Origin of the sequence: Prevotella heparinolytica (assembly GCF_004342845.1) — a bacterium.
Classification (GTDB): Bacteria; Bacteroidota; Bacteroidia; order Bacteroidales; family Bacteroidaceae; genus Bacteroides; species Bacteroides heparinolyticus.
Genome location: NZ_SLXB01000062.1, coordinates 1 through 1,602 on the forward strand (window position 1 = coordinate 1; position 1,602 = coordinate 1,602).

Sequence of the window (1,602 nt, forward strand, 5' to 3'; positions counted from 1 at the left end):
AAGTTCCTATGTTTAAAATCGGAAGTGACGGATAACATAATATAGCCCTAAAAAAGCTATACCATTATAGTTAACTTTGTAAGTGATAACAACAATATTAACTCATAACGATATAGCTTATGAAACGTGTACAAAGTAACACATTAGATTTCAGTGGTCAAAATATTTATGTAGGAATTGATGTCCACCTGAAGAGTTGGTCGGTTGCAATTTTATCAGAGCATAGTGTTCTGAAGCGATTCAGCCAAATTCCGGAACCGGAAGCATTGCACAAGTATCTTGTCAGCAATTATCCGGGCGCCAATTACTTCTCTGTGTATGAAGCCGGATTCTGCGGCTTTTGGATACACGAGAAACTGATGGATTTAGGAATAACCAACATCGTGGTCAATCCAGCCGACGTTCCGACCATGAGTAAGGAAAAACTTCGTAAGACGGATGCCGTGGATTGTAACAAGCTGGCTCGTGAATTACGTTCCGGTTCGCTGGTAGGAATATACGTTCCCAAGGCGGATGTCCTGGAAATGCGCTCTTTGATAAGGATGAGAAACCTGATTGTAAAAGACAGCACCCGTGCGAAGAACCGCATCAAGTCATTGCTTCGTTTTCATGGAGTGGATATACCCGAAGAGTTTACCCGATGCTCGATAGGATGTTGGTCAAAACGTTTCCTGACTTGGCTTCATTCTCTCGAACTCTCAACAGAGTATGGCAAGAAGACTTTGGAACTGCACCTGGAGCAGTTCGTGCGTTTGCGTAAGATGCTTCTTCAGGAAACACGTGCCATCCGTGAGATATCACGTAACGCACCTTTTGAGAGGCCGATACGTCTTCTGACTTCTGTTCCCGGAATAGGCGTTACTACAGCTGCTACCCTGATGGTTGAACTTGACGGTATAGTCCGTTTCAGGAATGAGGACCATCTGGCTTCCTTCATCGGTCTGGTACCCATGTGCCATTCGAGTGGTGAGAGTAACGGCACAGGAGATATAACGGTACGTCGCCATTTCATGCTCCGCTGCCTGTTGGTGGAAGCTGCATGGATTGCAATCCGTAAGGATCCTGCAATGACTGTAGCCTATACGGAATACCGTAAACGTATGAATCCCCAGAAGTCAATCATAAAGATTGCCAGACGGCTTGTAAACAGAATATATTATGTACTCAAACATGAAAAGGAATATATACCGTGTGTTGTCAAATGATACAGAATCCTATAAGGTAAAACAACTTTCTTTTGAGGAAAATACTATCATTACTTTGCGGCTTTGAAGTCCGCTTAAAAAAGTTTGTAATCCTCATTAATGGTTTGACTGATAAAGGAACTTGCAGCCCCTTGTGTGGTGTCTGCTGTGGAAAGTTTGTTTTACCATAGGATTATGGTTAGGTTTTCTTAGCCATATCAGACGATATCAGTAATACAAAAAGAGAGGCGTGTAACCGCCTCCCAAAGTAGCATTACTGCGTACCGTTAGGATGCTTATTGCTGGTAGGTTGCTCCTCAGCAGAGCCTACTTCCTCTTAACATCCTGACAAAAAGATATGAAACTAAAGTTAATTATTAATGAATTATCCAACTTTGTTTGGATTTTAAATGGAAAG

The 1,602-nt window shown here is 42.3% G+C and carries 1 protein-coding gene; it reads left to right on the top strand.

The features are described from left to right. Positions 1-119: 119 nt before the first annotated feature. Positions 120-1,205: an IS110 family RNA-guided transposase gene (locus EV202_RS14925; RefSeq protein WP_106040569.1), complete on the top strand. Its 1,086-nt coding sequence runs from the start codon at positions 120-122 to the stop codon at positions 1,203-1,205. Positions 1,206-1,602: the final 397 nt, after the last annotated feature.